Consider the following 6,046-nt stretch of genomic DNA (forward strand, 5'->3'; position numbering starts at 1 on the left):
CGAGACCGAACCGGCCCCCGAAACCGAACCGGCCCCCGAGACCGAACCCACCGCCGAAGCCGAACCCACCGCCGAAGCCGAGCCCACCGCCGAAGCCGAGCCCGCCCACGACCGCGTCCCCGACGAGGGGGACGAGGCCGACGAGCCGGTCACCGACAAGGGTCTGCCCAAGCGGACCCCCCGGATCAGCACCCCCGCGTCGGCGCCCCGCCCGCGCACGGGCTCCCTGGACGCCGACGCGCTCCGCCGCCGTCTGGGCGGCTTCCGCAAGGGCGCGGAGGCCGGACGGCGCGAGGTCGAGGCCGAGATCGCCGACCGCACCACCCGGCACGAGACGCCGGACGCCGCACCGGACCGCACCGAACCGTCCACGGGGGGCACCGTCGAGGAGGCAAGCAGTTGACCGCTCCCAGCACCGTCGGGCTGAGCCGTGAGGCCCGCAACCTGCACTGGCTGCTCACCAACCTCGTCGAGGAGGTGCCCGGCATCCTCTCCGTCGCGGTGGTCTCCTCCGACGGGTTGCTGCTGCTCTCCTCCGACATGGAGAGCAACGAGGCGGCCCGCCGCCCCCAGGGCCGCGCCGGCTCCGGCCCGCGCGGCTCCGCCGCCGACCTCGCCACCGTCGTCTCCGGCATCGGCAGCCTGACCGTCGGCGCCGCGAAGCTGATGGACTCCGGCGAGGTGAAGCACACGATGATCGCCATGGACGAGGGCAGCCTGTTCGTGATGTCGATCAGCGACGGCTCACTGCTCGGCGTGCACGGCTCCGCCGACTGCGACATGAGCGTGGTGGCGTACCACATGGCGCTGTTCGTGGGCCGGGCCGGCCATGTGCTGACCCCGGAACTCCGTAACGAGCTGCGGAAATCCGTGGAGGCCGGGGCGGCCGGTAACCCGCGGTGAGCCGGACCGAGAGCCGGAGACCGAAGGACAGACTTCCTGTACGCGGCGACCGCCCGCCCGCCCGGGTCCGCCCGTACTCGCTCACCGGCGGCCGGACCAGCTTCGGCCACGTCCTGCTCGTGGAGACCTTCGTCGGCGCAGTCGACGCGGCCGCCACGCCGGAGGCCGCCGAGAAGCCCGAGGAGGTGACGAACGGCCCGCTCCGAGTGCTCCCGGAGATGCGCGCCATCGTCGAACTGTGCCGCCGGATGCGAACGGTGGCCGAGATCGCCGCGCTGCTGAGGATGCCGCTCGGCGTGGTCCGCGTGCTCCTCAGCGACCTCGTGGACCAGGGAAAGATCCGTGTGTACGGCACCGGGACCGGCCATGGCACGGGCCGTCCGGACCGCGCTCTGCTGGAAAGGGTGCTGAGTGGACTCCGCCGTCTCTGACACCACCGTCCCCGGTGGTTTCCCGTTCGTCGAACCCGAGGAGTCCCTGTGGCCCTGGCAGACGAACACCGACCACGCCCCGGTCGCCACGAAGATCGTGGTGGCGGGCGGGTTCGGCGTCGGCAAGACCACCCTGGTCACCTCCGTCTCGGAGATCCCGCCGCTGCTGACCGAGGCGCTGATGACCCGGGCCAGCGAGGACGTCGACGACCTCACCGCCACGCCGGACAAGGTCACCACCACCGTGGCCATGGACTTCGGCCGCCTCACGCTCGACGACGACCTGGTGCTCTACCTGTTCGGCACCCCCGGCCAGCAGCGGTTCTGGTTCATGTGGGACGACCTGGTGCGCGGCGCGATCGGCGCCGTCGTGCTGGCCGACACCCGGCGGCTGAAGGACTGCTGGCCGGCGCTGGACTACTTCGAGAGCTGCGGACTGCCGTACGTCGTGGCGGTGAACCACTTCGACGGCAGCGAGCGGTTCGACGCGGCGGACGTACGGGAGGCGCTGACGGTCCCGGAGCGCATACCCGTGCTGATCATGGACGCGCGGCGCCGGATCGAGGTCGTGCAGACCCTGCTGACCCTGGTGGGCCACGCGCTGGAGGAGACACCCGAGTAGGACCGCGCGCCGCGCGTCAGCCCGCCGGCGCGTGCGCCGCCCCGTACCCCGCGTCGGCCCCGTCCGCCGCCCCCGCCGGCAGCCTCGGCGGCGCGTAGTGGGCCAGGGGCCGGCCGCCGGGGTCGGGGCGTACGGCGCCGAGGACCGGGTTGGCCGCGATGGGGGAGACCTTCACCGCGGCGCCGGGGCGCGGCGCCTGGACGACCATGCCGCCGCCCAGGTACATCGCCACATGGGTGGCCTCGGGGAAGTAGACGACCAGGTCACCGGGGCGCAGTTGGTCCAGCGGGACCCGCTTCAGCCGGGCCCACTGCTCCTGGCTGGTCCGCGGGATCGGCGTCCCGGCCCGCTCCCAGGCCACCGAGGTCAGCCCCGAGCAGTCGTAGGAGGCGGGCCCCTCCGCGCCCCACTCGTACGGCTTGCCGAGCTGGTCGACCGCGAAGCGCAGCGCCCGGTCGCCCCCGGCGGACGGCTTTCCGTCGTCGTCGCCGATCGCCCCGGACGCCATGAACCGCTCCTGCGCCTTCGCGGTCCCGTCCTTCTCGAACGCGGCCAGCGCCGCGAGCTGCCGCGGGCTGAGCGAGGCGATCATCTCCTCGACGTCCCGCAGCCGGTCGAGCACCGTGTCGCGGGCCTTCTTCTGCCGGGCGGCGAGGGCGCGTTGCGCGTCGAGCGCCTCGCGGGCCCGGCGGGCCAGCTCGTCGGCCCGCTTCTCGCTGCCGGTCAGCCGGCCGACGGTCTCGGCGCGGTCCCGCGCCAGCCGGCCGATCACATGCCCCTGGTCGAGGGCGCGCTGCGGATCGCGGGCCAGCAGCAGGCGTACGTAGGGGGAGAGGGCGGTGCTGCTGTTCTGGTACTGCTGCCGGGCCAGCCGGGCCGCCGCGCCCCGGCTGTCGCGCAGGGTCAGCCGGGTGCGGGCCAGTTCGGCGTCGAGGCGCTCGGCCTGCGCGCGCCGGCGCTTCAGCTTCTCCTCGGTGTCGTTGTAGGCCTCGGTGGCCTTCTCGGCCGCGCGGTACAGCCGCTGAAGGTCCGTCAGCAGATGTGCGACGGGGCGTTCGCCGGGCTCGGGTGCCGCCGCGGCGGGCAGGGGGGCGAGGACGAGCCCGGCCGCCGTCGCCGCCGTACACACCAGTCGCAGAAGCCTTCCTGACATGCCATCACCTCCGCTGCGGGGCGGCCTGTCCGCTCCGCACGGCGAGCATCGGGCGGCCGGCGCGGCTTCGCGCGCCGAGTGTGGGCCGCCCGGCGCAACGGGGTCACCCGTCGGCGTCGTCCGGCTTGCCGCCCGGCGTGGCGTCCGGTTTCGACCAGGGCCGGCGCACTCGGGAGCGCGGGGCGCCCTCGGGCGCGTGGACGTACTTCCAGCGTGCGAAACCGAGACGGGTGCCGTCCTCGCGGGGGACCCGGCGATATACCAGCACGGTGGCCGGCCGGCCGTCGCCGCCGGGGACCGGGATGCGGTAGGTCTTCGGCGGGTGCCCGGTCATCCCCACCAGCACCGGCAGCACCCGGCCGTCCATCGGTCCGCCCTCGAAGGGCACGTCTTCGCTCTTCACGGCACCCAGTGTGCGCCGCGCGGCGCCCGTGTCAGACCTCCGCCACCAGCGCCTCGACCAGCGTGGCCGTCAGCGGGTCGCGCCGGGCGGTGACGGACAGTACGGCGACGAACTGCTCCACGAGCCAGTCGCGCAGCTCCCCGACGGGCGGCTGCTTCTCCTCGTCCAGCCAGATCAGCGAGGCGGCCTCCACCGCCGTGATCCACATCCGGACCGTCATCCGCAGCCGGGGGCCCGGTTCGTCGACGCCGAGGTGGCTCATGATGTGCTCGGCGGCGGCCCGGCGTACGCCGTCCACGATGGCCGTGGTCCGGGAGGTCTCGACGACGCTGCCGCCGCGCAGCAGGGCGCTGAAGCCGGTGTCGTGCTCGTCGACGAAGGCGAGGTAGCGGTCCAGGGCGCGGGTGAGCCGGGCGAGCAGCGGGCCCTCGCGGGGTTCGTCGAAGCAGAGCCGCAGCTCGTCGGCGGCCGAGCGCAGCGCGGCCTCGTAGAGCTGCTGCTTGCCGCCGGGGAAGTACCGGTACACCAGGGGGCGGGAGACCCCGGCCTGCTCCGCCACGTCGTCGAGCGAGACCTCCTCCGGCGGCCGGTGCGCGAAGAGGGCGAGCGCGGCGTCGAGCAGCTGCGCGCGCCGTTCCTCGACGCTGAGCCGGCGGTAGGCGGGGGTGGAGGCCTGCGGGGTCATGACCCGCAGGGTAACCGGTGCGCGGCCCCCGCCCCCGTTTGTCCGGCGGGGTCAGGCCAGCAGCCCCGACGACTTCCACAGCCGGCGTCCGGCCCCGCGCAGCACCCCGATGTCGTCCAGGAAGTCGGTCAGCCGCCTGGAGCCGGTCTGCATGATCTCCTTGCGGTGGCCGCTCGCCTTGACCTGGGCCACGGCCTGGCGCTTGTCCAGCCCGACGTTGGTGTAGACCTCGGGGTTGACGAAGGCGACCGAGAAGACCCGGGCGAACTCGCCGGAGGTGAGCCGCGTGAACTCCTTGGACCACTTCGGGGCGGTCACCATCTGGCGCCGCAGCTCCTCACGGGCGTACCGGACGTGGCGGGCCTCCTCGACCACGTGGATGCGCGTGACCCCCCGGATCAGCGGCTGCACGCGCTCGTCGGGGAAGGTCAGCCGCTGCATCCAGTCCAGGACCTCCTCGCCGAGCAGGGTCGCGGTGAAGGAGCCGGGCGTGGTGGAGATGGTCTTGAAGAGGCGGCCGAGGTGCTGGTGGACGGGGCTGACCGGGTACCACGGCGTCCCGCCCCGGGTTATCAGCCGGGCGAACATCTTCGAGTGCCGGCACTCGTCCTCGATCTCGGTGAGCGCGTAGCGCACGTGCGCGCTGGTCGCCGACTTGTCGTAGATGTGCCGGACCAGCAGCTGCATCAGGATCAGCTCGAACCAGATGCCGAGCGAGGCGAGGGCGGCGGCCTCGTGCTGGGAGAGCAGGACGCGCTGCTCCTCGCTCATCCGCTTCCACAGCGGGGTGCCGTAGAGCGACACCAGCTCCGGCGGCCAGAACCACTTGCCGTCCTCGAACGGCGCGTCCCAGTCCAGCTCCTTGTCCGGGTCGAACGAGTGCTTGGCGGAAGAGTCGAGCAGCCGTTCGGCCACCTGCTCCCGGTCCTTGAGCAGGCCGAGCGCGTCGCGCATGCCGTCGAGCGCGTCGGCTTCCGTCAGGGTCGTCATGGCTGTCCCATCTCGTCGTACCTCGCCGTACGGGTTACCCCGGGTTACTCCCCCTTATGAGACTGCTCGTCAGCAAGCGCGTCAATCCCCTGGGCGGGACTTGTCGACCGGCAGTAAAGGTGTGGGGTTCGTCAATGCCGCTGTGCGGCGCCACCCGATGGAGCGCGGCGTCGGCGTTCGCCCTCGGTATCCTGGCCGCGTCAGCCAGACTCCGGCACATGGGAGCGATCATGAGCGCCGCACGTGACTACGGGCTGGACGGCGACTACCAGTGGCCCCGTCCGCCGGAGGGCGGCTGGACGGCGGACGACCTCGACGAGCTTCCCAACCTGCCTGCGCACACGGAGCTGATCGACGGGAGCCTCGTCTTCGTGAGTCCGCAGACCAACTTCCACTCCATGGCCATCCGTCTGTTGGACAACGCCTTGCTGGCTCACGTACCGGACGAGTTGAACGTCATGCCGCTGATGACGATCAAGCTCGACGAACGCAACCGGCCCGAGCCGGACGTGCTGGTGTTCCGCGCGGATGCCTACGGCGGTCCCCATCAGACGTGGTACCGGCCGGAAGACGTCGTCATCGCCGTCGAAGTCGTCTCCAAGGAGTCCGAGGAGCGGGACCGCGAGACGAAACCCCGGAAGTACGCGCAGGCGGGCATCCCGCACTACTGGCGGGTCGAGGAGAACGAAGGACTCCCGGTCGTCTACGTCTACGAGATCGACCCCGCGACCCGCTCCTACGTGCCCACCGGCATCTTCCACAACCGCCTCAAGCTCACCGTCCCCTTCCCCGTCGACATCGACCTCACCGCGATCGACCGCCGCCGCTAGCCCCCTCAGCCCCTAGGGCCTGTCGTTTG

The 6,046-nt window shown here is 72.4% G+C and carries 8 protein-coding genes and 1 pseudogene; 5 read left to right on the plus strand and 4 right to left on the minus strand.

The features are described 5' to 3' along the window. From J7I94_RS38900 to J7I94_RS37720, 4 genes and pseudogenes are all read left to right on the plus strand, one after another. Nucleotides 1-403: pseudogene (locus tag J7I94_RS38900) on the plus strand (histidine kinase); the annotation flags it as partial. Continuing rightward, complete coding sequence (locus J7I94_RS37710; protein ID WP_215174857.1) at nt 400-903, plus strand: roadblock/LC7 domain-containing protein; 504 nt, start codon at nt 400-402, stop codon at nt 901-903. The pseudogene J7I94_RS38900 and the gene J7I94_RS37710, both read left to right, overlap by 4 nt. After that, nucleotides 900-1,334, plus strand: coding sequence for a DUF742 domain-containing protein (locus J7I94_RS37715; RefSeq protein WP_215174859.1), 435 nt, complete (start codon nt 900-902; stop codon nt 1,332-1,334). Before J7I94_RS37710 ends, J7I94_RS37715 begins: the two co-directional genes overlap by 4 nt. Beyond that, complete coding sequence (locus tag J7I94_RS37720) at nt 1,315-1,956, plus strand: ATP/GTP-binding protein (protein ID WP_215174861.1); 642 nt, start codon at nt 1,315-1,317, stop codon at nt 1,954-1,956. Before J7I94_RS37715 ends, J7I94_RS37720 begins: the two co-directional genes overlap by 20 nt. Before the next feature lie 16 nt (nt 1,957-1,972). Here J7I94_RS37720 and J7I94_RS37725 read toward each other — a convergent pair whose 3' ends face one another. The 4 genes from J7I94_RS37725 to J7I94_RS37740 form a co-directional block, all read right to left on the minus strand. Beyond that, nucleotides 1,973-3,109: a C40 family peptidase gene (locus J7I94_RS37725; protein ID WP_215174863.1), complete on the minus strand. Its 1,137-nt coding sequence runs from the start codon at nt 3,107-3,109 to the stop codon at nt 1,973-1,975. A 103-nt stretch (nt 3,110-3,212) separates the two neighbouring features. Further along, on the minus strand, nt 3,213-3,512 hold the full coding sequence (locus J7I94_RS37730) for a hypothetical protein (RefSeq protein WP_215174865.1): 300 nt from the start codon (nt 3,510-3,512) through the stop codon (nt 3,213-3,215). A 31-nt stretch (nt 3,513-3,543) separates the two neighbouring features. Beyond that, nucleotides 3,544-4,197 carry a TetR/AcrR family transcriptional regulator gene (locus tag J7I94_RS37735; RefSeq protein ID WP_215174867.1) on the minus strand — a complete coding sequence of 218 codons (654 nt, stop codon included), beginning with the start codon at nt 4,195-4,197 and terminating at the stop codon, nt 3,544-3,546. 51 nt (nt 4,198-4,248) lie between these two features. After that, the gene (locus tag J7I94_RS37740) at nt 4,249-5,187 is read right to left on the minus strand and encodes a diiron oxygenase (RefSeq protein ID WP_215174869.1); all 939 of its coding nucleotides are present in this window, start codon (nt 5,185-5,187) and stop codon (nt 4,249-4,251) included. Between the two features lie 230 nt (nt 5,188-5,417). On the opposite strand from J7I94_RS37740, the gene J7I94_RS37745 reads away from it, so the two are divergent. Next, the gene (locus J7I94_RS37745; RefSeq protein WP_215174870.1) at nt 5,418-6,017 is read left to right on the plus strand and encodes a Uma2 family endonuclease; all 600 of its coding nucleotides are present in this window, start codon (nt 5,418-5,420) and stop codon (nt 6,015-6,017) included. Nucleotides 6,018-6,046: the final 29 nt, after the last annotated feature.

This window comes from Streptomyces sp. ISL-12 (assembly GCF_018614415.1).
Lineage (GTDB): Bacteria > Actinomycetota > Actinomycetes > Streptomycetales > Streptomycetaceae > Streptomyces.